Annotated in this window: 25 protein-coding genes and 1 pseudogene; 10 read left to right on the top strand and 16 right to left on the bottom strand. The window is 50.5% G+C overall.

Translation table 11 applies throughout. The annotated features are described in order from the left end of the window. Positions 1–82: 82 nt before the first annotated feature. On the top strand, positions 83–274 hold the full coding sequence (locus tag DDT52_RS08015) for a YdfD/YebW family protein (protein WP_109054934.1): 192 nt from the start codon (positions 83–85) through the stop codon (positions 272–274). A 24-nt stretch (positions 275–298) separates the two neighbouring features. Here the strand turns inward: DDT52_RS08015 and DDT52_RS08010 are convergent, their stop codons facing one another. Continuing rightward, positions 299–994 carry an extensin-like domain-containing protein gene (locus tag DDT52_RS08010; RefSeq protein WP_136155881.1) on the bottom strand — a complete coding sequence of 232 codons (696 nt, stop codon included), beginning with the start codon at positions 992–994 and terminating at the stop codon, positions 299–301. A gap of 58 nt (positions 995–1,052) precedes the next feature. Further along, entirely contained in the window at positions 1,053–2,111 is a 1,059-nt protein-coding gene (locus DDT52_RS08005) for a malate/lactate/ureidoglycolate dehydrogenase (RefSeq protein WP_136155880.1), read from the bottom strand. Positions 2,112–3,337: 1,226 nt separating this feature from the next. Between DDT52_RS08005 and cor the strand changes: the two genes are divergently transcribed. The 3 genes and pseudogenes from cor to DDT52_RS21150 form a co-directional block, all read left to right on the top strand. After that, positions 3,338–3,577: a phage exclusion lipoprotein Cor gene (gene cor, locus DDT52_RS21480; protein ID WP_425591538.1), complete on the top strand. Its 240-nt coding sequence runs from the start codon at positions 3,338–3,340 to the stop codon at positions 3,575–3,577. A gap of 125 nt (positions 3,578–3,702) precedes the next feature. Further along, on the top strand, positions 3,703–3,915 hold the full coding sequence (locus tag DDT52_RS08000; protein ID WP_136155879.1) for a hypothetical protein: 213 nt from the start codon (positions 3,703–3,705) through the stop codon (positions 3,913–3,915). 84 nt (positions 3,916–3,999) lie between these two features. Beyond that, positions 4,000–4,158: pseudogene (locus DDT52_RS21150) on the top strand (tyrosine-type recombinase/integrase); the annotation flags it as partial. Positions 4,159–4,464: 306 nt separating this feature from the next. Here DDT52_RS21150 and DDT52_RS07990 read toward each other — a convergent pair. Beyond that, a complete protein-coding gene (locus tag DDT52_RS07990) occupies positions 4,465–4,818 on the bottom strand; it encodes a YebY family protein (RefSeq protein ID WP_136156075.1) in 354 nt (117 codons plus the stop codon). A 340-nt stretch (positions 4,819–5,158) separates the two neighbouring features. After that, the gene (gene ftnA, locus DDT52_RS07985) at positions 5,159–5,671 is read right to left on the bottom strand and encodes a non-heme ferritin (protein WP_136155878.1); all 513 of its coding nucleotides are present in this window, start codon (positions 5,669–5,671) and stop codon (positions 5,159–5,161) included. Positions 5,672–6,119: 448 nt separating this feature from the next. Between ftnA and DDT52_RS07980 the strand changes: the two genes are divergently transcribed. Beyond that, positions 6,120–6,350, top strand: a complete 231-nt coding sequence (locus tag DDT52_RS07980) for a DNA polymerase III subunit theta (protein WP_136155877.1) — start codon at positions 6,120–6,122, stop codon at positions 6,348–6,350. Between the two features lie 287 nt (positions 6,351–6,637). On the opposite strand, the gene DDT52_RS07975 is transcribed toward DDT52_RS07980, so the two are convergent. Further along, a complete protein-coding gene (locus DDT52_RS07975) occupies positions 6,638–8,680 on the bottom strand; it encodes a S9 family peptidase (RefSeq protein ID WP_136155876.1) in 2,043 nt (680 codons plus the stop codon). Between the two features lie 279 nt (positions 8,681–8,959). Here DDT52_RS07975 and purT point away from each other — a divergent pair, with 279 nt between their 5' ends. After that, entirely contained in the window at positions 8,960–10,138 is a 1,179-nt protein-coding gene (purT, locus tag DDT52_RS07970) for a formate-dependent phosphoribosylglycinamide formyltransferase (RefSeq protein ID WP_136155875.1), read from the top strand. Positions 10,139–10,226: 88 nt separating this feature from the next. On the opposite strand, the gene DDT52_RS07965 is transcribed toward purT, so the two are convergent. Both DDT52_RS07965 and zwf read right to left on the bottom strand, forming a co-directional pair. Then, entirely contained in the window at positions 10,227–10,868 is a 642-nt protein-coding gene (locus DDT52_RS07965; protein ID WP_109054925.1) for a bifunctional 4-hydroxy-2-oxoglutarate aldolase/2-dehydro-3-deoxy-phosphogluconate aldolase, read from the bottom strand. A 256-nt stretch (positions 10,869–11,124) separates the two neighbouring features. After that, positions 11,125–12,600 carry a glucose-6-phosphate dehydrogenase gene (gene zwf / locus DDT52_RS07960; protein ID WP_136155874.1) on the bottom strand — a complete coding sequence of 492 codons (1,476 nt, stop codon included), beginning with the start codon at positions 12,598–12,600 and terminating at the stop codon, positions 11,125–11,127. Between the two features lie 365 nt (positions 12,601–12,965). Here zwf and DDT52_RS07955 point away from each other — a divergent pair, with 365 nt between their 5' ends. Together DDT52_RS07955 and pyk are read left to right on the top strand one after the other, a co-directional pair. Next, positions 12,966–13,835 carry a MurR/RpiR family transcriptional regulator gene (locus DDT52_RS07955; RefSeq protein ID WP_109054923.1) on the top strand — a complete coding sequence of 290 codons (870 nt, stop codon included), beginning with the start codon at positions 12,966–12,968 and terminating at the stop codon, positions 13,833–13,835. Between the two features lie 328 nt (positions 13,836–14,163). Next, positions 14,164–15,606 carry a pyruvate kinase gene (gene pyk, locus DDT52_RS07950; RefSeq protein ID WP_136155873.1) on the top strand — a complete coding sequence of 481 codons (1,443 nt, stop codon included), beginning with the start codon at positions 14,164–14,166 and terminating at the stop codon, positions 15,604–15,606. A gap of 99 nt (positions 15,607–15,705) precedes the next feature. Here the strand turns inward: pyk and lpxM are convergent, their stop codons facing one another. From lpxM to znuA, 3 genes are all read right to left on the bottom strand, one after another. Then, a complete protein-coding gene (lpxM, locus tag DDT52_RS07945; RefSeq protein WP_136155872.1) occupies positions 15,706–16,677 on the bottom strand; it encodes a lauroyl-Kdo(2)-lipid IV(A) myristoyltransferase in 972 nt (323 codons plus the stop codon). A 243-nt stretch (positions 16,678–16,920) separates the two neighbouring features. Beyond that, positions 16,921–18,243 (bottom strand): murein DD-endopeptidase MepM, encoded by a 1,323-nt coding sequence (mepM, locus tag DDT52_RS07940; protein ID WP_136155871.1) that lies wholly within the window; start codon positions 18,241–18,243, stop codon positions 16,921–16,923. Between the two features lie 12 nt (positions 18,244–18,255). Further along, positions 18,256–19,305, bottom strand: a complete 1,050-nt coding sequence (gene znuA / locus DDT52_RS07935) for a zinc ABC transporter substrate-binding protein ZnuA (RefSeq protein WP_136155870.1) — start codon at positions 19,303–19,305, stop codon at positions 18,256–18,258. 76 nt (positions 19,306–19,381) lie between these two features. On the opposite strand from znuA, the gene znuC reads away from it, so the two are divergent. Together znuC and znuB are read left to right on the top strand one after the other, a co-directional pair. Then, positions 19,382–20,143, top strand: coding sequence for a zinc ABC transporter ATP-binding protein ZnuC (znuC, locus tag DDT52_RS07930; protein WP_136155869.1), 762 nt, complete (start codon positions 19,382–19,384; stop codon positions 20,141–20,143). Further along, positions 20,136–20,921 carry a zinc ABC transporter permease subunit ZnuB gene (gene znuB, locus DDT52_RS07925; RefSeq protein WP_109054917.1) on the top strand — a complete coding sequence of 262 codons (786 nt, stop codon included), beginning with the start codon at positions 20,136–20,138 and terminating at the stop codon, positions 20,919–20,921. The genes znuC and znuB overlap by 8 nt, the downstream gene beginning before the upstream one ends. Before the next feature lie 43 nt (positions 20,922–20,964). On the opposite strand, the gene ruvB is transcribed toward znuB, so the two are convergent. The 6 genes from ruvB to aspS all read right to left on the bottom strand — a co-directional run bounded on the left by ruvB (position 20,965) and on the right by aspS (position 26,287). Continuing rightward, on the bottom strand, positions 20,965–21,969 hold the full coding sequence (gene ruvB, locus DDT52_RS07920; RefSeq protein WP_136155868.1) for a Holliday junction branch migration DNA helicase RuvB: 1,005 nt from the start codon (positions 21,967–21,969) through the stop codon (positions 20,965–20,967). Positions 21,970–21,976: 7 nt separating this feature from the next. Further along, positions 21,977–22,597, bottom strand: a complete 621-nt coding sequence (gene ruvA, locus DDT52_RS07915; RefSeq protein WP_136155867.1) for a Holliday junction branch migration protein RuvA — start codon at positions 22,595–22,597, stop codon at positions 21,977–21,979. Between the two features lie 86 nt (positions 22,598–22,683). After that, positions 22,684–23,205, bottom strand: a complete 522-nt coding sequence (ruvC, locus tag DDT52_RS07910; protein WP_109054914.1) for a crossover junction endodeoxyribonuclease RuvC — start codon at positions 23,203–23,205, stop codon at positions 22,684–22,686. A gap of 63 nt (positions 23,206–23,268) precedes the next feature. Next, the gene (locus tag DDT52_RS07905; RefSeq protein WP_136155866.1) at positions 23,269–24,012 is read right to left on the bottom strand and encodes a YebC/PmpR family DNA-binding transcriptional regulator; all 744 of its coding nucleotides are present in this window, start codon (positions 24,010–24,012) and stop codon (positions 23,269–23,271) included. Positions 24,013–24,036: 24 nt separating this feature from the next. Next, on the bottom strand, positions 24,037–24,480 hold the full coding sequence (gene nudB, locus DDT52_RS07900; protein WP_136155865.1) for a dihydroneopterin triphosphate diphosphatase: 444 nt from the start codon (positions 24,478–24,480) through the stop codon (positions 24,037–24,039). A gap of 1 nt (position 24,481) precedes the next feature. Beyond that, on the bottom strand, positions 24,482–26,287 hold the full coding sequence (gene aspS / locus DDT52_RS07895; RefSeq protein ID WP_136155864.1) for an aspartate--tRNA ligase: 1,806 nt from the start codon (positions 26,285–26,287) through the stop codon (positions 24,482–24,484). Positions 26,288–26,782: the final 495 nt, after the last annotated feature.

The following is a 26,782-nucleotide window of genomic DNA, read 5'->3' as shown; positions in this document are numbered from 1 at the left end:
TTTCAAGGTGCGGGAAAACGGGTAGCAGGATCCCTTGCGGCTTTAAAAATGGCGGATATAACATCGGAAAGTTGAGGGCATCATGTTTGCACTGGTGATATTTGTTTGTTACCTCGGGCATGGCTGTGATGAACTGGTGGCCGGTGCCTACAATACGGAAGCACAATGCCTGCGGGCCATGGACGAGCAACGTTTGCGCCGCGCGGGATGTTACCCTATTGAAGAATTTATCGACGGTTTCTGGATACCGGCACAGGAATACACGGATTTTTAATCCTCCGCGCCCGTTCAATCAGCGTCATCGGCACACGCCAAAACCTCTCATACCCAGATGAAAATGGTTTGCGTGTGCGGCGTTATATTCTGGCCCCAGTGAATTGCCAAAAAAACGGCAGCTATCCCTGAAGGTGGCCCGCAGATAGTCCCCGCGTTCATTATTTTCCGGCCATTGGTTCAATACGCTGATTTGACGGCCGTCAGCCAGACGGAAACCAACAATATCCAGGGCATCCGCCGTAGCATGTTCACTTAATCGTCCCTCAGGACGATGGTAAATATTTCGACAGGCATAACTGCCGACATGGTCAATCCGAATCAGCGAGGTTCCCAACAGCGACGCTTGCGGAATAGCCGATTGCGTAACAAACATCGTGCTGCTTAGCGCCAGCGGGCAACTGGCCAGAAAGCTGGTACTGAGTCCGACCGCGCCAAAACGCTGTACGCGGACAGGCGAGGATAGCGGACATTGCCCTTCCACATCATTCGCCGGTGAAAAGGTAATTCGCCCTTTCTCTTGCGCCTGTGCCAATACCGTCAGACATTCTTCAGGGTTACTCGCCAACTGCCTCAATTTGTATCGGGTAACAAAAGTTGGCGGATCGTCAACCGACAACGTCGAAAACGGATCATAACCGGGCGGAAGGTGGCGCAGGATCCAGGGAGCGAAAACAATCAGCCCCCCCAGAATAATCAGACTAACCAACAATCCTCGCACTACGCCACCTCCTCCGGTTCAAATCTTCTCCGGCGCGACCCGTAGCATGTGCGCCGCATCACACAAATTCATCCGGGCTCATACCCAAAGACACGCCCGCTTCAACAATCTTTTGCCATTCCTGATCGGACAGTTCGATACCCTCCGCTTCACGCTGCGCTTTGGTTCTGATTTCTGGTTCGCCAGCAATCAGAATCGGTTGCCCAGGATCCGGCGCCCGGGAAGAGCGGACATAGTCAAGCATGGCATCATATTCCTGCTGTAGCCACGTCATGGATACCATGCAGGAAGGATCGATCACGATAGTGGTCATATTGTTTACAATGGCGCCATGCCGTTCATTCTCCGGTTGAATCGTGCCGCCGCCGGATAACAGCCCCGCCAGCATTTCCGCCGCAATAATCAGCCCACCGCCTTTATGCCTGGCGATGGGTTTCAATGCGCCATGCGTTTCACCTTCCCACATGACGCGGGGGTCATTGGTCGACCGGCCATGACTATCCAACATCACTTCTTCATCAAACTTTTTACCCGCCAGATAAGCAACGCGGGTTTTTCCCAGCGCCACAATACTGGTGGCGAAATCGAGCACAAACGCAGCATTGTGTTCGCTCTTCGGGAACGCGATACAAATAGGGTTGGTGCCGAAACGCGCTTCGCTGCCACACCACGGGGCTACAATCGGGTCCAGATCGTTGACGTTGACGAAATGGATCGACACCATCCCGGCGTCGGCGGCCATCTCACCATAGGTTCCAATACGTCCAAGGTGGCAGGTAGATGACAGCGTCATTAAACATACGCCAGTGGTTTTGGCCCGCGCAATCGCCGCCTGCATCGCTTCTTTGCCCGTACGCTGCCCAAACCCGCGATCGCCGGTGAATTGCAGTACCGCGCCCCCATCGCGCAATAAACGGGCTGGCGTGTTCGGATGCATAATTTCATCGTGAATAAAGCTCACATAATGCGGCAGCATGCCAACCCCGTGGCTATCATGTCCTTTCAGGTTGGCGGCAACCAGATGCTCGGCGACACAGGTAGCCTCAGCCTCCTCACAGCCAACTTTTTGTAACAATGCCTGAGTGAGCGTGGCTAAGCGACGTGCTGATATCTGCATAGTTATTCCTTTCGTTTTATGTTTATGAATATTTTTTTACCTTTCTTTATCCTACTGCGTAACGCCATAGGATGGCACAACAGAAAATAGACAATTTTTTGAATGATAAACGCTGTCTATCCGACATCCATTAACCAACTGAACGGCACGGCGTCGCTGTATAAAGCTGTATAAATAAGTTCATTGGTGATAGAGATGAACACTCGCCTCATACAGGCGGATTTTTGTTTTGAAGTGTTATTATTACACTACGGAATTATTAATCGCCTGAAGATTCGTCATATTCTGTTATTTAATCCTATCGAATCACGTATTGTCAGCGATGCACACCACCAGAACACCGATGCCTGTTCACCGGCGCCATTCAGAGTGAGTTTTTATCCCCTCTTTACACAAAGCTTATTTATCCCTCGCATATGAACTAACCCAACATTGAATCTCTTATGGTTATAAAAATCGTTTTGAGACTGGAATCTTTTTATTACACTGCTATCTTTAAAATTAACTAAACGTTTCCCTGGTGTTAGTCGACTTTGACGCCTCCAATTTTACGGAATTGGAGTTTTTTTTTATAAAGCTAGCAAACTAATAATTAATCTCTCTATTTGATACGCCAACTCATCATCCCCCTTCTGATACAGCGTTAATTGACTCGCCTCCTGTTCCTTTGTGTCGCTGATATTCCATCATGCTGGCCCGATATATCGCATCCAGGCATGATTTATGACCGGGATCGGGAGTTGTTTCTAAACCGCAGATGCCAGGTACCGATAACACATTGATCGCCATAACCGATCAATAACGAAGAATTGATCTGTATAAACGTTTATAAAATATACACATCTGATGTCATCATAATGGTGGAATGCAAACAATAACGATGACATCAGGGAAAGCGAAGCCCACCAGAAAGGTTAATGCCGCTCGTTTAAGGGGCGAAAGACCGGAAGTGACCACAGCAACTGTGCGAGGGGATACCTACGCTTAAGTGAACGGCATAAACCTGAAAGGTGGGCTTTTTTACATCCGTCATATCGTCAAGTAAAAAGCCATGAATAGTTATGACGTATTTCGAGAAAATTCGGGAAATTTTCGTTCACTCAAACCGGATTTCTATTTTTTACTGACGCCGATCATGTGTATTCGCAACTGGTTGAAATAAAATGCAACTGTGTGGTTTATAAAAACGAATGAAACAAAATAGATAATGCGTATGGAAATTATTTATGAAGAAATATCTCTGTTTGTTTGCCTTCCCTTTATTGACTATAGCCTGCACCGAAACTAAACCGCCCGTCTGTTGGGGCAAAATAGAGATTGGCCGTCATGTGTATGACCAGCCAATTTATGATAAAAGGCAGGAGTTACGGGACACTCAATATTTAGTGGGTGACACGTTCAAATACACATGGGTTTCCAAATCGAAATTCACTGACCTATCAGAGTGTAAGGCTAATTTTAATTAACCACCGAACGCCCTGAGTCCGGGCGTTCCCCCCCGCTCAGTTAACAAGCCAACAACTTTTCCTCCAACAACTCATTGGCATCATCCTGGCCCCTTGTTTACGCAAAGGCCAGGAAGAACGATTTAATGATGGGATTTCATCCAGTTTCTGTAGCAACCCGACTTCTTTTAAAGACAGAACAACATCCATCTGACCATTTTGATTTTAGCAGCATCGCGATAATCTTCAGTGGCTTTTTCCATAGTTCAGATTTTGAATATTTTTTGTTGGGTTCTTTCAAGACCAGCTTTGCTGACAGCTACGGTATAGTTTTATTTGGGCTATCCGGCGGTAAATAATTCCCCTTTTTTATTCCCTTGATATACCCTTTTGGTGGTTTTAGCTTCTATGATTTTAGACTTAACGCTGACTTCAGTTTCTTTGAAAGTCCGCCACCCTTTCATGAAATACGAAGTCTTATCGGCCGGCTCTACGAAAAGGAGCGAGGAAAGAAGTTTGCCCAGAAGCTACTCGGCCATAAATCAGCCAAAATGACCGATAAATATCTGGATTCGAGGGGGAAAGAATACACCTATTTATAAAAGACCGAATATCGAATTTCGTGTATTTTCGTGGATCTGAAAAACAAATTGTTATAAATCAATTAGTTAAAAAAAGACCGAATACGATTCCTGTATCCGGTCTAGGGAAATGGCTCTTGGGAGAGAGCCGTGCGCTAAAAGTTGGCATTTATACAAGCTGAACTAGCCTTGCTACTTAAGCGTAGTAAACTCCCCTGCATTTTCCAGTCTCAACCATCTAGTAGCTATCACAAATGGAACAAGTTTCACACTTTACGATAACCATCCGGTATCTGTTGATTAACAACTGAATGAGAATCAATCACTTTAGGATTTTTTATCCGGCAGGCAGAGTGACTCGGCCCGTTCAATAAAAGGTTGCAGGCTTTTCTTTTGGCCGGGATTTTTAGGGTCATCAAGCCAAATTTCATCTATCGGTTTGGCATTCACCAGCCCGGCCTTCATTTGTTCCGTCGCCGCGTCATTGAGCGGATATTGCATCAATGTCCCGGTGTGCAAAGCATATATCGCCTTGCCAGGACGACAAATCAGCTGAACTTCTTCTCGCGTAAAGGCCCACTGTTCTCCATATTCCAGGCGACTAATGTTCGCCAGTTTCGCCGCAGCAAATGCGTTCACAGACAGAGAAGCGAGAATAATAGCTGGCAATAGTTTCTTCATCAGATGTTCCTGAACATGATTATCCAGACGATTATGCAACATCATATTTACAAACCGTCCTACCCGGACAAAGACAAATATCAAACCTTATAAAACATAAGGTTGCATATAGACTCTGTGAGCGATCATAACGGCAGTATCCAATGAAGTCGAGCGGCAAACCCATGCTTATCGATAAGCAATCAATCTGGCAGAATGGCAACGCGTAGCACAGAACCTGCGCCATTTGTCGGTAAATCCGTGCGCCGTAGACAAGAAAATCAGGAAGGGAAAGCGGTAGAAAACAACATGGGATGAGTCACGCTCTCATCCCATGCCAGCTAAAAATGGCCTGATGGCATTAGTTTGCTGCACCTGAAACAGCAGCAGACATTTTCTTCAGATCCTGATCGATGAAGAACAGGCCGCCGTCGTTGGTATTAACCAGCGATAGCTTATCAAGGATGGATTTGAACAACTTCTCCTCTTCATGTTGTTCAGCAACGTACCATTGCAGGAAGTTGAAGGTTGAGTAATCCTGCTGCGTCATCGCAGCATGTGCCAGTTCATTGATTTTCGAGGTGACAAGCTGTTCGTGTTCATAAGTGAGCTTGAAAACGTCAGATAGTGACGTGAACTCGACCGGCGGCGCAGCGATCGCCCCCAGAATTGGCAGGCTGCCCGTGTCGTCCAGGTAATCAAACAAACGCTGCATATGCTCCATTTCTTCCTGAGAATGGGCTTTTAAAAATGCGGACGCCCCTTCAAAACCTTTATCGCCACACCATGCGCTCATTTGCAAATACAAATTTGCAGAATAGAACTCCAGATTAAGTTGCTCATTCAGTTTTTGTATCATTTCTTTTTTTAACATTGGTATCCCTTATTTTTCTGGCAGGTAAATCAATTGAATATCATTATGCCCTGAAGATAAAAAATAAAAAACATCTTATTAACTAAATTAACAATAAATAACTATTAACTTTAAAATCAATCAAATATTATTTTTTACTGATAGTAATTTTCATTATCAATAAACTCTTAATCTTTTTGATAATCATTTTTATTATCAGTAAGAAATAAATATGGATATATTCAATTTCAAGATATAGATGATGAAAGTCAGTGATTCTGATGAGGGATAAATACAGGTGATACTGGCTCTGCCTGCCACCTCTTCCCGATACGCGATCCAGATAAGGTCAGGTAACTCGCTCAACACATCGGCAATCAGGAAAGGCGCCTCGTATCACTTGCGATTTTTATGGCTCTGCTTTACCTTGACGCCAGCATATCGTCACCATGAATCAGGAGAAAACGCGATGGGACATAACCTGGCGGAACTTTCTAAAGAAGAAATGGATAAGGTTAATGTTGATTTAGCGGCGTCCGGGGTTGCTTTCAAAGAGCGGTATAACATGCCTGTCATTCCTGAAATGATTGAAAAAGAGCAACCTGAACATCTGCGCAGTTATTTTCGTGAGCGCGTTGCCGTTTATCGTCAACTCTCACTCCAGTTTTCACGCCTTCCCTATGAACCCAAAGCCAAATAATTTTTTTGGCTCAGCAGACTCGCAATAAAAACCGTTTTTCCCCTTGCATATTGGGTAAAACAGGCGGTTAATGGGTAGGCAAACCAACCTTTTTCAAGCGAGGTAAGATATGAGTAAAGGAATGGACAGCAAAAAGAACAGCAAGAAGAAACCCCAGAAAACCGCTGCGGAAAAACGGGCGGACAAAAAGGCAAAGAAAGCTCAACCACAGGCTGACATCAATTAAAACTATCATGCTGCTCGGTAAACCCGCCTTTCTGCGGGTTTACTCGTGGTAAGCAACGGCACTAACTGTCAGACTTTTCCAACACCATCAGCAAGAACGCATACTCCAGCGCAATATCCTCATAATGTTTAAAACGCCCAGATTTGCCACCGTGTCCGGCATCCATATCGGTATACATCAATAGCAATCGGTTATCCGTCTTCATGTCACGCAGTTTAGCTACCCATTTCGCGGGCTCCCAGTATTGGACTTGCGAGTCATGCAGCCCGGTGGTCACCAGCATGTGAGGATAATCCTGCGCCGTGACGCCATCGTACGGGCTATATTGTCGGATATAGTCATAGTAGGTACGATCATGAGGGTTGCCCCACTCGTCATATTCTCCCGTCGTTAACGGAATAGAATCATCCAGCATGGTAGTCAGGATATCCACAAACGGCACCTGAGCGACTACACCTTTAAACAGATCCGGAGCCAGATTGACCACCGCCCCCATTAATAATCCACCGGCACTGCCGCCCATCGCGAACATGTTTTGACGATCGCCATAGCCTTTCTCGATCAACGCCTGAGAAACATCAATGAAATCATTGAAGGAGTTCATTTTATTCAGCAATCGTCCATCGTCGTACCACGTCTGTCCCAATTCGCCACCGCCGCGAATGTGCGTCAACGCAAAAACAAATCCCCTATCCAGTAGACTTAACCGACTAACGCTAAAATCGGGATCCATACTACTGCCATACGCGCCGTAGCCGTATACCAGTATCGGATTCTGCCCCGGTTTAAAATGTTCCCGGTGGTAGACCAGCGATACGGGAACTTCTACGCCGTCTCGCGCTTTGATCCACAGGCGCTCGCTCTGGTAGTCCCCCGGCGTAAAGTTTTTCACTTCGGCTTGCTTCAACAGCTGCTGCTGTCCGGTATCCATATTCAGTTCATACAGCGAACTCGGCGTCGTCATTGATGCATAGCCGTAACGCAGCAAGGCGGTTTCCGGGGACGGGTTATAGGATAGCCACGTAACATAGCTGGCATCATTGAAAGTAATCGCTTTCTCTTCCTGCGTTTGCCAGTGGATCTGGCGCAGGCTGGTCAGGCCCCGTTCCCTTTCCTCAACCACCAGCCAGTCACGGAAAAGTTCAAATCCCTCCAATACGCGATGCTCACATGGAGCGATCAACGTCTCCAGCTCGCTTTCATCGGGTTTCTGCGAACGATAGAGACCGAAATTCTTGCCTTCCCGGTTGGAACGCAGATAAAACGAGTTCTGGTAGTGGTCTACCCCATACTCATGGTCTTTACGACGCGGGATGAATACCTGCGGCACCGACGCCGTATCCGCCGCGTCAATCAATCGCACTTCCGTCGTCGTTGTGCTGCTCAGGTAGATGGTGATATAGCGCTCAGAAGTGGTTTTTCCCAAACTGACGTAATAGGTATCATCCAGCTCTTCGTACACCAGTTCATCATCCGCCGGATCGCCGCCCAAATGGTGCCGATAAACCTGATAAGGCAATAAGGTCTGCGGATGCTTGCGCACGTAATAGATGGTGGTCGAATCGGCAGACCATTCAGCACCGGCAGATACCTTTTCAATCACATCTGGCAGCCATTCCCCACTCGTCAGATCGCGGAAACGAATGTCATATTGCCGGCGGGAGAGGAAATCCTCGGACAGTACCAGAAGCTGGTTATTCGGGCTGACTTCCAGCGCCCCCAAGCTGTAAAAATCGTGGTTCTCCGCTCGCTGATTACCATCCAGCAACGTTTCCCATTCGTCAGTTATCTGTTCAGGCTGACGCAGATAGATGGCATATTCTTTGCCCGGTTCATAACGGCTCTGGTAGCGATAACCATTGCGAACATAAGGTACCGACATATCCTCAGACGGTATCCGTTTAACCATTTCGTCATACAACGCTTGCTGAAGGTCGCGGTAAGGCGCCATCACATCGTCACAATAACGGTTTTCCTGCCGTAGATAATTCAGTACCTGCGGATCGCTCCGCTGGTCATCACGCAGCCAGTAATAGTTATCAACTCGAGTATCGCCATGAGTGGTCAACGGATGGGGTCTTTTTTCTGCTTGCGGTGCACTCATTACGTTCGGATCCCCTTTATTTTGAATAATAACCAGTTTTGAAAATGCTGATTGCAGAGTGGCACGATTCTCCGACGATGCCAAGCGGGGCCGCTAATCCCTTGCTGACTTTGTAGCCGGATGTATTGCGCATTTATCACCCGTGGTGCGCACGCAAACGTTTTCGTTTATACTGCGCCCATTTTTATGACGGCGTTCTGCCCGTCATCCTACAGACCGTCGCAAGCGACGCTGAAAATCGCTCCCGACGATTTTTTACAACCCGATCAGGTAGACGTTATGTTAACAATTGGAACGGCCCTGCGTACCGATGCTACACGCGTGATGTTGCTCGGTTCCGGCGAGTTAGGCAAAGAAGTGGCGATTGAGTGTCAACGCCTGGGTATTGAAGTTATTGCCGTTGATCGCTACGCCGATGCGCCTGCAATGCAGATCGCGCATCGCAGCCATGTCATTAACATGCTGGACGGTGAAGCGTTAAAAGCCCTGGTTGAAGCGGAGCGTCCGGATTACATCGTGCCGGAGATTGAAGCCATCGCCACCGATATGCTGGTGACGCTGGAGCAACAGGGTCACCATGTGGTTCCGTGCGCCGAAGCTACCCGCCTGACGATGAATAGAGAAGGTATTCGCCGTCTGGCTGCGGAAAAGCTGGGGGTGCCGACCTCCACCTACCGTTTTGCGGATAGTGAAGCGAGTTTCCAGCAGGCCGTGTCTGATATTGGCTATCCCTGTATTGTTAAACCGGTGATGAGTTCCTCCGGCAAAGGCCAAAGCCTGATCCGTGAACCGCAGCAATTGAAACAGGCCTGGCAATATGCGCAGCAAGGTGGCCGGGCTGGCGGCGGACGGGTTATCGTTGAAGGGCTGGTCAAGTTCGATTTCGAGATCACGCTGCTGACCATCCATGCCGTTGACGGTATTCATTTCTGTGCGCCAATTGGTCACCGTCAGGAAGACGGCGACTATCGTGAATCCTGGCAGCCGCAGCAGATGAGCAAACTGGCGCAGGAACGAGCGCAGGCGATTGCCAGTCAGGTCGTCAAAGCGCTCGGCGGTTACGGCTTGTTCGGCGTTGAACTGTTCATTTGTGGCGATGACGTGATTTTCAGTGAAGTATCCCCTCGCCCTCACGATACCGGCATGGTAACGATGATCTCTCAGGATCTGTCTGAGTTCGCTTTACATGTACGCGCGTTTCTGGGATTACCGATTGGCGCGATTCGGCAATATGGCGCCGCCGCTTCTGCCGTGATCCTACCGGAACTGGATAGCCGGAATGTCCGCTATCAGGGACTGGAAAAGGCCTTGCTGCCCCACACGCAGATCCGCCTGTTTGGCAAGCCGGACATCAGCGGAAAGCGCCGCATGGGCGTTGCGCTGGCAATGGCGGAAACGACGGACGACGCGGTGATATTAGCGAAAAAAGCCGCCGCGGCGGTCAAGGTCAATGGCTGAGAAATAGCGACGTCCCGCCAGAGATGGCGGGCCATAAAAAAGCCACCCGTTTCATTTTGGGTGGCTTTTGCCAATCTGCAAAGTTGAATTACGCTTTCGCGCCTTCAACCGCCTCACGAGCCAGTTCAGTGATACGCGCGTAGTCGCCGCTTTCCAGCGCATCATTCGGTACCAACCAGGAACCGCCTACGCACAGTACGCTTTTCAGCGCCAAATAATCGCGGTAGTTCTTCGGCGTAATGCCACCAGTCGGGCAGAAACGGATATGCGCGAATGGGCCACCGATAGCCTGTAGCGCTTTCACACCGCCATTGGCTTCAGCCGGGAAAAATTTGAACTCACGCAAACCGTAATCCATACCCAGCATCAGTTCAGAAACCGTGCTGATACCGGGGATCAACGGAATAGTGCCTTCGGTAGCCGCTTTCAGCAACGGCTCGGTCAGTCCCGGGCTAATGGCGAATTGAGCACCCGCTTCGATGACAGCAGCCAGTTGCTGAGGGTTGGTTACCGTACCTGCGCCAACAATAGCGTCAGGCACTTCTTTTGCAATAACGCGAATCGCTTCTATGGCGCAGTCGGTACGCAATGTCAGTTCCAGAACGCGAACGCCGCCCGCGACCAACGCTTTTGCCATAGGTACCGCGTGCTCCAATTTGTTTACCACAATCACAGGAACAACAGGGCCCGCTGTCAAAATCTGTTCCGCGCTCGTTTTCCAGTTTTTCATCAAAAGTTATCTCCAGTCATGCCCGCAGGCATCATTAATTATATAGCGCGCCCCTGCCACAGGGATCTGCATTGATTGCAGATGTCCGACCGCACCGTTAGCCATACATTAAAAACTGCAACTACCCAATCCGCGGCGGCCAATAGCAGGACGCCACAACATCATGTATACCCGCCCTATTCCACTGTTGCACGTTGACAGCCAGACGCGGCCGCACGCCATATATTGAAACCGGTCGGGTATCTTTAATTAGTTATTATTCAAACTCGTTCCAGGAACGTCCGTCGCGGGTAATCATCGCAACGGAAGCCACCGGCCCCCAGCTTCCCGCCTGATAAGGCTTCGGCGCGTCATTATCCATTGACCAGGCATCCATGATTGAATCCACCCATTTCCAGGCTTCTTCCACTTCATCACGGCGCACAAACAAAGCCTGAATACCGCGCATGGTTTCCAGCAACAGGCGTTCATACGCATCCGCCAGATGCTGCTGATTGAACGTTTCGGAGAAGCTCAGGTCCAGTTTTACCGTTTGCAGACGGTGTTTGTGTTCCAGCCCCGGGATCTTGTTAAGAATCTGAATTTCAACGCCTTCATCCGGCTGCAAACGAATAATCAGCTTATTCTGCGGCAACTGCTGGTAGGAATCACGAAACAGATTCAGCGCTGGATTTTTGAAATACACGACAACTTCAGAACACTTCGTCGGCAGACGTTTACCGGTACGCAGGTAGAACGGCACACCAGACCAGCGCCAGTCATCAATATCGACGCGAATCGCAACAAAGGTTTCGGTGCTGCTGGTTTTATTCGCGCCCTCTTCTTCCAGATAACCCGGCACTTTATGTCCCTGAACGAAGCCAGCGGTATATTGCCCGCGCACCGTCGTTTCATGCACGTTGGAACGATCGATACGACGCAGTGAACGCAATACCTTCACTTTTTCATCGCGGATACGATCGGTCGTCAAATCAGACGGCGGCGACATGGCAATCATGGTCAGAATCTGCAACAAGTGATTCTGAATCATATCGCGCATCTGACCGGCCTGATCAAAATAGCCCCAGCGTCCTTCGATCCCCACTTCTTCCGCTACGGTAATCTGTACGTGATCAATCGTACGATTATCCCAGTTCGCGGAAAACAGGGAGTTGGCAAAACGCAGCGCCAGCAGGTTCAATACCGTTTCTTTACCCAAATAATGGTCGATACGATAGACCTGACACTCATTGAAGTACTCTGCAACCTGATCGTTAATAACGCGAGAGGACGCTAAATCGGTCCCCAACGGTTTTTCCATCACCACGCGCGCGGGTTCATTGTTTAACCCGGCGGTGCCCAGACCACGGCAAATCGCGCCAAAGGTGCTGGGCGGCATGGCGAAATAGTTAATGGTAGTACGATTCTTCTGGTCGAGCATCTTGCCCAGCCGGCTAAAGTTCTTCGTATCTTCAACGTCAAGATTGCAGAAACTCAATCGGCCGCTCAATGTTTCCCACAACGCCTCGTCAATGGGTTCTTTCATAAACGTTTCCAGCGCATCTCGCACCACGCCGGTATACGCTTCTTTATCCCACTCTGCCCGGCCAACGCCGATAATCCGGGTTTCCGGGTGGATATGGCCCGCTTTTTCCAACTGATACAGGGAAGGCAGCAATTTACGGCGCGCCAGATCGCCCTTGGCACCGAAAATAACCAGGTCGCATGCCTGGGCTGTTGAAGTTACCGCCATGTTCATCTCCTCGTTGCAGGATGCTGTAATTTTATTACAGCAATAATGTACTCTTTTTGACTATAGCCAGTAAACCGCAACAAAAACTCAAAATCCGATCTAAGCCAGGTAGAGTCCATAAAAAGCCGGCCTGTTATTCTGGCTAAAATGCCTGTTGCATATGCCCAAAAGAGAAACTTTTTATCGTTTCTGACAGCGGATTACTTTTCTGAAAGTTAGACACAAGTCATGTTCTGGTAAAAAAAGCGCTCAACTTCACGTTTTTTCCCCTGCCAACCGTTACAGGGTCGTAGTATATTTTCACGAAATTCGCATCGGTTGCGCCTTTGGTTGAAATTGGAAAAAACTTATATGGCCTTTGTTATATGAACATGCTGGAAAAAATTCAGAGTCGTTTGGAACTTTTAAGCAAGTCAGAAAGAAAGGTTGCCGAAGCTATCCTGAGCACTCCGCAAACAGCAATTCACTCCAGTATCGCCACGCTGGCAAAGATGGCTGACGTTAGCGAGCCCACCGTCAACCGCTTCTGTCGCCGTCTGGAAACCAAGGGTTTTCCCGATTTTAAACTGCATCTGGCCCAAAGTCTGGCGAACGGCACACCTTATGTAAACCGTAACGTCGAAGAAGATGATAGTGTTGATGCCTATACCAGCAAAATTTTTGAATCGACGATGGCCGGGCTGGAGCATGTGAAATCCTGTCTGGATATTACTGCCGTCAACCGGGCGGTAGATCTGCTTACCCAGGCGAAAAAGATTTCCTTTTTTGGCTTCGGGGCCTCTGCGGCGGTTGCGCACGACGCGATGAACAAGTTCTTCCGTTTCAATATTCCCGTGGTCTATTTTGATGATATCGTCATGCAGCGAATGAGCTGCATGAATTCCAGCGATGGCGATGTCGTGGTGCTGATTTCCCACACCGGTCGGACAAAAAGTCTGGTAGAAATGGCGCTGTTGGCCAGAGAGAACGACGCCACCGTCATTGCCATTACATCGGACGGCACCCCGCTGGCGCGCGAAGCCTCATTGACGCTACGGGTTGATGTGCCAGAGGACACCGACGTTTACATGCCGATGGTTTCACGTATCGCGCAATTGACGCTCATTGACGTGCTGGCAACCGGCTTTACGCTGCGACGCGGAGCAAAATTCCGGGATAACTTGAAGCGGGTCAAGGAAGCATTACGCGAATCGCGGTTTGATAAGGAAGAAAAATTCAATAACCCTTTCAGATAATTTATTAATATTTAAGCTGTTTTATTTTTACGCTATTATAGCCACCGCACCCTAAAGAGAGAATAACAACAAGACAGACTCAACTCGGCATTCGGGTAACGGATACCACCATCGTGACAAGCATGGTCAGACAGCAGCAATCTGATGTTTTTCCGGCATACCGGGAAGCAGGCAATCGGAAAGCGAACAAAGTCAGTATCGACACACTTTTGACGATGAACGGTATAATGAAGGTATAGATGAAATAATTTCGTTGTAAAGTTACACTTTACAGAGTTATCCGACATTAATCGCAACACTACTGCTTCACAAGTCAACGGAGTTATACATGTCCAGACGGCTCAGAAGAACCAAAATTGTCACCACCTTGGGGCCAGCTACCGACCGTGACAATAATCTTGAAAAGATTATTAGCGCGGGCGCTAACGTAGTACGCATGAATTTTTCCCACGGCACACCAGAAGATCACCAATTACGTGCCAACAAAGTTCGCGAAATTGCGGCCAGATTAGGTCGCCATGTTGCCATTCTAGGCGATTTGCAGGGACCGAAAATCCGTGTGTCCACCTTTAAGGAAGGCAAAATCTTCCTGAACGTAGGCGACAAATTCCTGTTGGACGCCAATTTGTCCAAAGGTGAAGGCGATAAAGAGAAAGTGGGTATCGATTACAAAGGCCTGCCGGCCGATGTGGTCCCCGGCGACATCCTGTTACTGGATGATGGCCGCGTACAGTTGAAAGTCCTTCAGGTTGAAGGCATGAAAGTGTATACCGAAGTCACCGTCGGCGGTCCCCTGTCAAACAACAAAGGGATCAACAAGCTGGGCGGCGGTCTTTCTGCCGAAGCATTAACAGAAAAAGATAAAGCGGACATCATCACCGCCGCAAAAATCGGCGTGGATTACCTGGCCATTTCTTTCCCGCGTACGGGTGAAGATCTGAACTATGCCCGTCGTCTGGCTCGTGACGCCGGCTGTAATGCCAAGATCGTCTCCAAAGTCGAACGTGCGGAAGCCGTTTGTTCAGATGAAGCCATGGATGACATTATTCTGGCCTCTGATGTCGTGATGGTTGCCCGTGGCGATTTGGGGGTTGAAATCGGCGATCCGGAACTGGTGGGTATTCAAAAGAAACTGATCCGCCGCGCACGTCAGCTTAATCGTGCTGTCATCACCGCCACACAGATGATGGAGTCCATGATCACCAACCCGATGCCAACCCGTGCAGAGGTAATGGACGTGGCCAACGCCGTGCTGGACGGTACCGATGCCGTGATGCTTTCCGCCGAAACGGCCGCGGGGCAATATCCGGCGGAAACGGTATCCGCCATGGCGAAAGTCTGTCTTGGCGCCGAGAAGATCCCCAGCATCAATGTTTCCAAACATCGTCTTGATGTGCAGTTTGACAACACGGAAGAATCTATCGCGATGTCTTCCATGTATGCCGCTAACCACCTGAAAGGGGTAACTGCGCTGATTGCCATGACCGAATCGGGTCGTACCGCGCTGATGATGTCTCGCATCAGTTCCGGTTTGCCCATTTTTGCCATGTCGCGCCATGAGCATACGCTGAACCTGACCGCGCTGTACCGTGGTGTTACGCCAGTACATTTTGACAGCTATACCGATGGCGTTGCCGCGGCTAACGATGCTGTCCTCCTGCTGCGTGATAAGGGATTCCTGATGTCAGGGGATCTGGTTATTGTGACACAGGGCGACGTAATGGGTACGGTTGGCACCACCAACACCATTCGTATTCTGCGCGTGGAATAATCGCCTACCGGTACGAAAGACATCGATTAAAAAAGTATATCGATCAAAAAAGCCGGATGATTCATCATCCGGCTTTTTTAACGAGCCTGTCTATTTGACTTAGTCTCGATACAGATCGTCGCGGCAGTAGGGCTCAATCTCTCCCGGTTTACGGGTTTTCAGCAGTTTCAGAATCCACGTATATTGCTCTGGATTCGGTCTGACAAGAATTTCCACCTCTTCATTCATACGACGAGCAATATACTTATCGTCGGCATCCACCAAATCATCCATCGGCGGACGGATAAAGACATCCAGACAGCACTCTTTGGCGTTATACACAGGAAACAGCGGAACGATATCGGCGCGGCAGACTTTCATTAAACGCCCCACCGCAGGCAGTGTAGCCTTGTAAGTAGCAAAAAAATCAACAAATTCGCTATGCTCCGGACCATGATCCTGGTCCGGCAGGTAATATCCCCAACATCCGCTACGCACCGAGCTGATAAACGGTTTGATACCATCATTACGCGCGTGGATACGGCCACCGAAGCGGCGTCGCAGCCGATTCCACCAGTAATCTATCAAAGCATTTTTCTGGTTGTGGAACATGGCGGCCATACGCTGCCCGCGTGATGTCATCAACATGGCGGGAATGTCTACGCCCCAACCATGCGGCACCAGAAAGATCACATTTCGCTGCTGTTCCTTCAATTTATTCAGTATGTCTTCACCATGCCAGCGAACATACTTTTCGACATTTTTGGGGTTGCGGATACCGACTTCCACCATCATGATCATCGACTGAGGCGCCGTCGCGAACATATTATCGATAATGGTTTCACGCTGTTCTTCAGTCAGCTCCGGCATGCAGTACAGCAGATTGATTCGGGCACGGCGACGAGCGCCTTTCGACAAACGGCCAACAAAGCGTCCCACTCCCCCCAATACCGGGTTTCTTAAACGAGCAGGAACATAAGCAGCAAGCGCCATCGCACCAACCCCCAGCCAGACGCCCCAATAACGCGGGTGGTAAAAGGCCCGTTGGAACTGAGGAACAAACTCAGCGCTCGTTTTTTTCTCGTTTTCCATGCATAAACTCTTCAAATAAATCACAAGATAATGATCATTGCCCATGACGGCTTCGCCATTAGCCGCCGCCATCATAAAGGCACAATCAAAAATCAGAAACCTATATCCTAAATAATTCGAGTGCAGGAAGGCGGCCCCAATGGGCCGGGTAACAAAGCCAACGCGCCTGCAACCTGAAGTATGACGGGGATATAAATGAAAATGCCGGCAGCAAGCTCCCGGCAGAAAAAACGCCACACAGAATCAGTCAAACGCGAGTTGTGGAACCACTTCTTTTACCTGAGCCAGGTAATCGCGGCGCTCTTTACCTTCCAGCCCTTCAGAACGCGGCAACTTGGCCGTTAGCGGGTTGACCGCCTGCTGGTTGATCCAGAATTCATAGTGCAAATGCGGGCCGGTAGAACGACCGGTGTTACCAGACAAACCGATGCGATCGCCACGTTTCACTTTCTGTCCCGGTTTCACCAGGATACGGTTCAGGTGCATGTAGCGCGTGGTGTACTGACGACCATGACGAATGGCGACGTAGTTACCTGCCGCCCCACTGCGTTTGGCGATCACAACCTCACCATCGCCTACCGCCAGCACCGGCGAACCAACCGGCATCGCGAAATCGACACCTTTATGCGGGGCAATGCGTCCGGTAACCGGGTTAAGACGACGAGGATTGAAGTTGGAAGAAATACGGAACTGTTTCATCGTCGGGAAACGCAAGAATCCGCGCGTCAAACCAGAGCCTTCACGATCGTAGAATTTGCCGTCTTCCGCGCGTATGGCGTAATAATCTTTTCCGCCGGTATTCAGGCGCACGCCCAACAGCTCGCTTTGCTCACTCTTGCCATCCAGCATTTCACGGGACATCAGCACAGAGAACGTGTCGTCTTTGCGTAATTTACGGAAATCCAACTGCCATTGCAGTGCTTTGATCACTGCGCTGATTTCACTGTTGGTCAAACCGGCATTTTTAGCACTATTGACAAAACTACCGTTCAGACGACCATTCAGGACGGTGTTACGCCACTCTCCTTTCAACATCTCGATTCTTTCTTTGAAATCAGAACCGACACGTTCATAGATGCGGGTTTCGCGGCGGGACATTTGCCATGTCAAACTCTGTAGTTCGCCATTTTCACCCAGCCCCCAGGAGATTTGCTGTCCAATCTTCAGATTACGCAGATCTTTATTTTGCTCTGCAAGCTGCGTGATATCGGCAATATCAATGCCGTACTGCGTAAGAATACTGCTCAGCGTATCGCCCATGGATACGACATATTCGTGCACGCCGCTTTCTTCGGAGACTTTGTCATCCAGTTCATCCTGCGGAATTTCATCATCCGGTACGGGCTGGTCGATCGGTTCGCTCGCTTCCGGGGTCAGCGTGCGCAGCTGGTTGGCTTCCAACGCGATATCTTTCACAACGACCGGGGCATCATTAACGGGGGGATAAACAAAAGGCCGCCAAACAGCAACGGCCAATGTCATAACGGTAAGCGACCCCAGCATGACGCGATGGGGTCTTGGTAAGCTGTTATACGCCAGAGCGATAGTTCGGACTATCTGCTGCACTTATTCGCATCCTCATGATTTTTCCTCCAGACAGCTCCGATACTGGTTTGATAGCTGCAACAAGAAATCCGCATAGCTATCTCTACCCAGTTTGATATTGCTTCCCAACGGATCCAGCACGCCCGAGCGCACGTCAGTTCCCTTGGCAACAGCATTAATAACGGCTGGCCTGAATTGCGGTTCAGCGAAAACACATACGGCTTTACGCTCAACCAACTGTGTTCGAATTTGATGTAAGCGCTGTGCACCAGGTTGAATCGCGGGATTAATCGTAAAATACCCTAATGGACTTAGACCGTAGTGTTTCTCAAAGTAGCCATAGGCATCATGAAACACGAAATATCCCTTACCCTGCACAGGCGCTAGCATCTTAGCAACTTTTTCATCTGTCTGCGCGATTTTATCCGTGAAATAAAGCAGATTCGCGTCTAGTTTGTCTTTATTTTGAGGCATAAGTTCCAATAATTTTGCATGAATTGCAATTGCCGCTTGTTTTGACATCTCCGGTGAGAGCCAAATGTGCATATTGTACTCGCCATGATGGTGTCCATCGTCCTCTTCGTCATGCCCTGCCTCAGTCGCCGCATGATGATGATCGTGATCCTCATCGGCGTGGGTATCGTGGATTTCGTCGCCATGCTGAGCGCCATGATCCGTCTCACCGCTGTGATCGTGTTCATGTTGATGAGCCGATTCTTTTACCAGTTCGGCCTTGATGGCGGGCAAGTTCGCCAGTGTAATCTGTTTTGCTGCCGGAATCTGTGACAGCGGTTTCCCTAAAAAGGCTTCCAGTTCCGGACCAACCCAAATAACCAGATCGGCAGACTGTAATTGCTGGACATCAGACGGGCGCAAGGCATAATCGTGGGGCGACGCGCCATCAGGCAGCAATACTTCTGTTGGGATCACGCCTTCCGCTATCGCCGAAGTAATGAATCCCAACGGACGGATTGAAGTCACCACAGCAGCGGAAGCGGCATTAATCGAAGCCCCCGCCGTTATCAGGGCGCTGGCAACAAACACACTTTTTAACCATTTATTTTGCTGAATACGCTTTTGCATTGAAGGCTATCTCATCGATTTTTAACGTGTAGTTTGTTATATTATAACATTACAGAGTCTGTGCAAATCGAATTATATGTCCACTTTGGTATCACTCAATAATATTTCCGTTACATTTGGCAGCCGGAAAGTGCTGTCAGATATCTCGTTGTCTTTACATGCGGGACGAATTCTTACGCTTCTGGGGCCGAACGGCGCGGGGAAATCGACGCTGGTCAGAGTCGTTCTGGGATTACTGACCCCAACTTCCGGCACCCTGCAACAAACCCCGGGGTTACGTATCGGTTACGTTCCGCAGAAACTGCACCTCGATGCCACGCTGCCGTTAACCGTCAGCCGTTTTATGCGCCTGCGTCCCGGGGTGAAACAGCAGGATATCCTGCCCGCGCTCAAACGTGTACAGGCAGCTCACCTGTTGGAACAACCGATGCAAAAACTATCGGGCGGCGAAACACAGCGCGTACTGCTGGCCCGGGCGTTGCTGAACCGGCCCCAGCTTTTGGTGTTGGATGAACCGACACAGGGTGTGGATGTGAATGGTCAGCTTGCCCTTTACGATTTAATCAACCAGCTACGGCAGGAATTCAATTGCGGCGTGCTGATGGTTTCGCACGATCTCCATCTGGTGATGGCGAAAACCGATGAAGTGCTGTGTCTCAATCAACACATCTGTTGCTCAGGCACCCCGGAAGTGGTCTCTTTACATCCCGAATTTTTAGCCATGTTTGGTCATCGCGGCGCCGAGCAGTTGGCGATTTATCGTCATCACCATAATCACCGTCATGACTTGCATGGCCGCATTGTTCTGAAAAGACAGGGAGGCGTGGTCAATGATTGAACTGCTTCTACCCGGTTGGCTGGCAGGGATTTTTCTGGCCGTGGCGGCTGGCCCGCTTGGCTCATTTGTTGTCTGGCGACGAATGTCCTATTTTGGCGATACGCTGGCCCATGCGTCATTACTGGGGGTGGCTTTCGGCCTGCTGCTGGATATTCATCTCTTTTACGCGGTCATTGCCGTTACGCTGGCGTTGGCGTTAGGGCTGGTATGGCTGGAGCGTCGTCCGTATTTGGCGATTGATACCATACTGGGCATTATGGCGCACAGTGCGCTGTCACTGGGGCTGGTCGTCGTCAGCCTGATGGACAATGTCCGCGTTGATCTGATGGCTTATCTGTTTGGCGATTTACTCTCGGTAACATCAGACGATCTCTGGATTATCGGCTGCGGCGTGGCGGTGGTGTTGACGGTGATGATATGGCAATGGCGCGCCCTGCTCTCTATGACAATCAGCCCTGAGCTGGCGCATGTCGATGGCGTGAAACTTCAGCGAACCAAACTGATTCTGATGCTGGTCACGGCGTTGACCATTGGTATCGCCATGAAGTTTGTCGGCGCGCTGATCATCACATCGCTGTTGATTATTCCTGCGGCTAGTGCACGACGTTTTGCGAAAACGCCGGAGCAAATGGCAGGTTTGGCGATTATTGCGGGGGCGATTGCGATTACGGGAGGACTGGCGTTCTCTGCTGGTTACAACACTCCCGCCGGCCCATCCGTGGTACTTTGCGCATCGCTGCTGTTTGTTGCCAGTTTAATCAAGAAACAACCAGCCTGACTCAAGCCAGGCTGGTCATAAAAGGAATGCATCACGCGGGGATTTACTCCTCGCGTATCAGACCGAAATGACGATACGCATGCTGAGTGGCCATTCGTCCGCGTGGCGTGCGCTGAATAAAACCTTGCTGAATCAGAAAGGGCTCCAGCACATCTTCAATCGTTTCCCGCTCTTCGCCGATCGCCGCCGCCAGATTATCCAGCCCAACCGGGCCGCCCGTAAATTTCTCGATAATCGCCAGCAGCAGTTTCCGATCCATATAATCGAATCCTTCGGTGTCCACTGCCAGCATATCCAGCGCCTGAGTCGCGACCTCGGCGGTGATCGCCCCTTCGGATTTGACTTCTGAAAAATCCCGCACCCGGCGCAGCAGCCGGTTAGCAATTCGCGGCGTGCCACGCGATCGACGCGCCACTTCCAGCGCACCGTCATGCGTCAGATCCAGCCCCAGACATTGCGCACTACGGCTGACAATGTGCTGTAAATCCGCAACCTTATAAAACTCAAGGCGCTGAACAATGCCAAAGCGATCACGCAGCGGGGATGTCAGTGAACCGGCCCGGGTAGTCGCACCGATGAGCGTAAACGGCGGCAGGTCCAGTTTGATGGAACGCGCGGCTGGCCCTTCGCCAATCATGATATCCAACTGATAATCTTCCATCGCCGGATACAAAATCTCTTCCACTACCGGCGACAAACGATGAATTTCATCAATAAACAACACGTCATGGGGTTCGAGATTGGTCAGCAACGCCGCCAGATCTCCGGCTTTTTCCAATACCGGCCCGGATGTTGTACGCAGATTGACGCCCATTTCGTTGGCGACGATATTAGCCAACGTGGTTTTCCCCAAACCCGGAGGACCAAAAATCAGCAGATGATCCAGCGCATCGCCGCGTTTGCGAGCGGCCTGAATGAAAATCTCCATTTGCTCACAAACCTGAGGTTGACCTACATATTCCGTCAACAGTTTCGGACGGATGGCGCGGTCTATGATTTCCTCTTCAGGAATCGCTTCTGCGGAAATCAAACGATCAGCTTCAATCATGAATACCTCACAGCGCAGCGCGCAACGCGTCTCTGATCAGGGTTTCGCAGTCTGAATCCGGATGGGCAACTTTTGCAATCAACCGGCTCGCTTCCTGCGGTCTATAGCCCAGCGCAATCAGCGCGGAGGCCGCCTCAACTTCAGGATCGGATGCGTTTTTATCAACAGCGGACGGCGAGGCCGCCGGCGGAACGTCGCCAACCGGGTTAAACAGATCGCCGCTTAAGCCTTTGAAACGATCTTTCATTTCAACCACCAGCCGCTCGGCGGTTTTCTTACCCACGCCGGGCAATTTCACCAGTGCGCCAATCTCTTCCCGTTCGACCGCACTGACAAATTGCGTGGCAGACATGCCGGAAAGAATCGCCAGCGCCAGTTTCGGCCCCACGCCGTTCACTTTGATCAGTTCGCGGAACAGCGCTCTTTCCTGTTTATCATTGAAACCGAACAGGAGTTGCGCATCCTCACGCACCACAAAGTGGGTAAAAATCACCGCTTCCTGCGCCAAATCAGGGAGTTCGTAAAAGCAAGTCATCGGCATGTGGACTTCATAGCCAACGCCGTTGGCTTCAATCAGCACCTGCGGCGGTTGTTTTTCCAGAATAATGCCTCTGAGACGACCTATCACGTTGATCTTCCTTTTACGTTTATCAGTAAAGAATAGGGTATAGCTTATAGCATAAAAAAGGCTGGATGAATATCCAGCCTCATACTTCAGCGTAACCGCCCCGCTAACGGATTGATTTTCCCGGTCGCGGTACGAATCAGGTTTTGGCTGAAGTGACAGTGAGTGATGGCGATTGCCAGCGCGTCGGCCGCATCGGCCTGCGGACTGGCGGATAGTTTCAGCAGCGAGCGCACCATATGCTGCACCTGCTTTTTATCTGCCGCCCCCGTACCAACAACCGTTTGTTTCACCAGTCGGGCAGCATATTCCGAAACCGGTAAGTCCTGGTTCACGGCCGCGACAATCGCCGCGCCGCGCGCCTGCCCCAACTTTAACGCCGAATCGGGGTTCTTCGCCATAAACACCTGTTCAATGGCCAGACAGTCTGGGCGAAATTGCGTGATAATTTCACTCACGCCGGCGTAGATCAGCTTAAGCCGCGTCGGCATATCATCCACTACGGTTCGGATACATCCGCTGCCCAGGTAGGTCAGTTGACGACCCTGCTGGCGGATAATGCCGTAACCTGTGACACGCGAACCGGGGTCGATGCCCAGAATAATTGTCATCGCACCGCTCCACCGGTTCGTTTGTCAGTATGGCGTGGTTTCCCCTGCATTATCGGACTGCCATTACAGCAGCTCCGCCACCTCGTCGGAGATCTCACCGTTGTGGTAAACCTCCTGTACATCATCACAGTCTTCCAACATGTCGATAAGGCGCATCAGTTTCGGTGCGGTGTCTGCATCCATGTCTGCCTTGGTGGACGGTATCATGGAAACTTCTGCGGATTCCGCCACCAGACCGGCCGCATCCAGTGCGTCCTTCACTTCACCGAAGGTTTCCCACGGAGTGAAAACATCGATCGCGCCGTCATCATAAGTCACGACGTCATCTGCGCCCGCTTCCAGCGCCGCATCCATTACCGTGTCTTCATCCAGGCCCGGTGCGTAAGCGATCACGCCTTTTTTGGTGAACAGGTAGGCAACAGAACCATCGGTTCCCAGGTTACCGCCGCATTTGGTAAATGCGTGACGCACCTCGGAAACGGTACGGTTACGGTTGTCACTCAGACATTCCACCATGACCGCCGTGCCGCCAGGGCCGTAACCTTCGTAAATGATGGTTTCCATGTTGCTGTCTTCGTCACCGCCCACACCGCGGGCAATGGCACGGTTCAGGGTGTCGCGCGTCATGTTGTTGGACAGAGCCTTATCGATCGCCGCTCGCAGACGCGGGTTTGACCCCGGATCGCCGCCGCCCAGTCGGGCCGCGGTGACCAATTCACGGATGATCTTGGTGAAGATCTTACCGCGCTTGGCGTCTTGTGCTGCTTTACGATGCTTTGTGTTGGCCCACTTACTATGACCTGCCATAAAAATCTCCGAAAAAAGCCTGTTCTAGGCCGGATAAATAACAAATTCCTCAATCGCCTGCCGGTTACTCCATGACTTGGTCAACTGCGCCGCGCGGGGCGCATCCAGCCACTGGTAAGCGAGATGCTCAGTAATGGCCACCTCGCGTTCTTCGGGCAACGCCAGACAGAACCAATGTTCCGTATTGTGCGTCACTCCCGGTGCATAGCGACGTCTCAAATGAGCAAATAGCTCAAACTCAATACAGCGTTGACAGTCAAAGAGTGATAACGCCTCAGCGGATACATCAATATTAACTTCTTCTTTAACCTCACGCCGTGCGGCAAACGACGCACTTTCACCTTCTTCTATGCTGCCGGTAACCGACTGCCAGAAGTCAGGATCATCACGCCGTTGCAACATCAGCACCCGCCCGGTATCACGGGCATAAATCACCACCAGAACCGAAACGGGCCGCTTGTATGCCATATTATTCGTTCTCTGACCGTCTATCCTGAGCGTCCTGCGCAATTTTTCCTTTACCGACGACAGCGATGGATAATTCATCCAGCGCGATCGGATTGGCAAAGTTCGGCGCTTCCGTCATCAGACAGGCCGCCGCCGTCGTTTTCGGGAAGGCGATAACGTCGCGGATGTTATCCGTTCCGGTCAACAACATCACCAGACGGTCCAGACCAAATGCCAGGCCGGCATGCGGCGGCGTGCCAAACTTCAGCGCATCCAGCAGGAAGCCGAATTTCTCACGCTGCTCGTGTTCATTGATGCCCAGAATGCCAAATACCGTTTGCTGCATTTCACCGTTATGAATACGAACGGAACCGCCGCCGACTTCATAGCCGTTAATCACCATATCGTACGCATTGGCGATCGCCGATATCGGGCTGGCGGCCAGTTCAGCCGGCGACATGTCACGCGGTGCGGTGAACGGATGGTGCATCGCCGCCAGACCGCCCTCTTCATCTTCTTCAAACATCGGGAAGTCGATAACCCATAGCGGTTCCCAGCTTCCGTCGTTGGTCAGACCCCGATCGCGTCCCAGTTTAAGACGCAGCGCGCCCAGCGCATCGGTCACGACTTTTGCGTTATCGGCCCCAAAGAACAGAATATCGCCATCAGCGGCGGCGGTACGTTCCAGCAATGCGGTCAGCACCTCTTCACTCAGGAATTTGGCAACCGGACTCTGTACGCCTTCCAGACCTTTGGCACGCTCGTTGACCTTGATGTAGGCCAAACCTTTCGCGCCGTAGATTTCAACAAATTTACCGTACTCATCGATTTGCTTACGGCTTAGTTGCGCACCGCCCGGTACACGGATGACGGCGACACGGCCTTTGGCATCATTTGCCGGGCCAGAGAACACTTTAAATTCAACATCTTTGACCAGATCGGCCACATCCACCAGTTCCAGCGGGTTACGCAGATCCGGCTTATCGGAACCGAAGCGACGCGTCGCTTCAGCAAAAGTCATGACCGGGAAATCGCCCAGATCCACGCCTTTCACATCCAGCCACAGCGCGCGCACCAGCTTTTCCATCACTTCACGCACTTGTGGCGCGGTCATGAACGAGGTTTCCACATCGATCTGAGTGAACTCCGGTTGGCGGTCGGCACGCAAATCTTCATCACGGAAGCATTTGACGATCTGATAGTAGCGATCGAAGCCGGACATCATCAGCAGCTGCTTGAACAACTGCGGCGACTGCGGCAGCGCATAGAATTTGCCTTTGTGCACCCGGCTTGGCACCAGATAGTCACGCGCGCCTTCCGGGGTTGCTTTGGTCAGCATCGGGGTTTCGATATCCAGAAAACCGTGATCGTCCATGAAACGACGGACAAAGCTGGTAATACGGGCGCGGGTTTTCAGACGCTGCGCCATTTCAGGACGACGCAAATCCAGGTAGCGGTATTTGAGACGCGCTTCTTCCGTGTTCGTCTGGTTGGAGTCCAGCGGCAACGCCTCAGAGCGGTTAATGATGGTCAGATCGCTGGCAAAAATTTCGACTTCACCCGTGGCCATCTCTTTGTTGATCTGACTTTCCGGGCGGGCACGCACCATACCGGTAAGTTGAATGCAGAATTCGTTGCGTAATTCAGATGCCAGTTTAAATGCGTCCTGACGGTCCGGGTCAAAGAACACCTGAACCAGTCCTTCGCGATCGCGCATATCAATAAAAATCAAACCACCCAGATCGCGGCGACGGTTAACCCAACCGCACAATGTCACTTCCTGGCCCACATGGGACGAATTCAACTGCCCGCAATATTCAGTACGCATTACGATGTCCTTTTACTCAGCCGCACAACCCAAGTCTTTTCGCTGTACGCGACAACCGAAAAGGCAGTGATATTGTTGCTGAACGGCATGGTTTTTCTGGATTAGTGTCCGGTGAAAAAAGGCGAGCATTATAAAGGAAATTCGCCCGCACGATAAGTGTGAAGGTAACGCTCTGTCGCTCGCCTGCACACTCTTTTTGATAAATTTCGCTATCAGTTAATAAAATGATCATCAATGTAAGGCAAATTGTTACCAGAACAGAACCTGCCCGCAGGTACGGCGCATGGCGATCTGCCGAATGTTTATGCCCTACCGCTGATTTTCCCGCCACGGTCAGGAAGGCGCGGCGGCAGTAACCGCATCGAGCGATACCACACCGGGTGCTAAAAACCGAAACTCAAGGATTTATGAAACATCCAATAACCCTTTTAATCGAATCTGCTAAAATTATAACTTATCCATTTTTCTCTACAGCACAAAATGAAGGCTTCACCG

It is taken from the genome of Brenneria roseae subsp. roseae (assembly GCF_003115845.1).
Taxonomy (GTDB): Bacteria; Pseudomonadota; Gammaproteobacteria; order Enterobacterales; family Enterobacteriaceae; genus Brenneria; species Brenneria roseae.
Note: the sequence above shows the minus strand (reverse complement) of the source record. Positions and strands in the feature narration are given on the sequence as shown.